Genomic DNA, 1,243 nt, shown 5'->3' with positions numbered 1-1,243 from the left:
CGGCCTGGCCTGCTGCGGCGGGCCGGCGTGCGGGGCGCCGGCGCCGGGGTACGGGCGGCCGCCGGCGGTCTGCTGCGGGATGTACCCGCCGCCGGTGCCCTGGTAGCCGCCGGGCGCGGGCGCGGCGAGCGGCTGCCTGACCGGGGTGGGCTGGTAGCCCTGGTAGCCGCCGCCGTGCTGCGGGGGCGGCGTCGAGGCGGCCGACGGCAGGGCCGGCAACGCGGGCAACGACGGCTGGGGGGTGGGGTGTTGGTACCCCAGCGAGTCATACGCGGCCGGCACCCGGATGGGGGCGATCTGCGGGGTTCCCCGCTCGGCCACCAGCCTGTCGTAGATGGGGGTGTCGGGGAAGGCGGAGGAGGAGTAGCCACCACCGTAGGGGCGCGGGAGGGTCATGCTCCATAAGTTAAGCCCACCATCGGGTCGTTGGGGAGACCGATTAGCGGGTCATTTGCGCCGTCGGCCAGGCCGCCGAGCGGGCAATTCCGGGAATTACGGATAAAACGCCGATGGGTGGCCTCGTGATGGTGTTTCACGGGTGTGTCCCGGGCGCCCGGGAACCGGATGGCATAGTGGGTCGTTCCCAGCGCGAACAGGGGTATACGAACAGGTCCAGGACAGGTCCGGGCCCCACCCGACGGAGGAACGCACGATGCTCAAAGGCTCTAATGTCCCGGTGCCCGCGCGGGCCGTCCGCGTCGAGATCGGCTGGAACACGTCGGCCGGCACACCGGACGTGGACGCCTCCGCGCTCCTGCTGAAGGACGGCCGGGTCCGCTCCGACGCGGACTTCGTCTTCTACAACCAGCCGCGCCACGCGTCCGGTTCGGTCCGGTACGAGGGCAAGCAGCCCGGCGGCGGCGCCGTCGTCGACCAGCTGGCCGTCGACCTGGCCGACGTGGAGGCCGAGATCGAGAAGGTGGTGCTGGCGGCCTCGGCCGACGGCGGCACCTTCGGCCAGGTCCCCGGGCTGCACGTCCGGGTGCTCGACGCCGACAGCGGCGCCGAGATCGCCCGCTTCGACAGCGAGGACGCCACCAGCGAGACCGCGTTCGTGATCGGCGAGCTGTACCGCCGCCAGGGCGCCTGGAAGTTCCGCGCCGTCGGCCAGGGCTACGCCACCGGACTCGCCGGCCTGGCCACCGACTTCGGCATCAGCGTCGACGACGAGCCCACGCCCGCCCCCACCCCGACGCCCGCGCCGCCGGCCCCGCCCGCCCCCGTGACGCCCGCCGCGCCCGCG

The 1,243-nt window shown here is 73.9% G+C and carries 2 protein-coding genes; one reads left to right on the top strand and one right to left on the bottom strand.

Features of this window, described 5'->3' with window-relative positions; translation table 11 throughout:
* On the bottom strand, positions 1 to 396 hold a 396-nt coding region (locus EBN88_RS32290), incomplete at its 3' end, for a DUF6643 family protein (protein WP_233581133.1).
* A gap of 256 nt (positions 397 to 652) precedes the next feature.
* Between EBN88_RS32290 and EBN88_RS29905 the strand changes: the two genes are divergently transcribed.
* The coding region (locus EBN88_RS29905) for a TerD family protein (RefSeq protein WP_147472924.1) at positions 653 to 1,243 on the top strand (591 nt) is incomplete at its 3' end.

Source organism: Streptomyces triticirhizae, assembly GCF_003696235.1.
Classification (GTDB): Bacteria; Actinomycetota; Actinomycetes; order Streptomycetales; family Streptomycetaceae; genus Streptomyces; species Streptomyces triticirhizae.
Note: the sequence above shows the minus strand (reverse complement) of the source record. Positions and strands in the feature narration are given on the sequence as shown.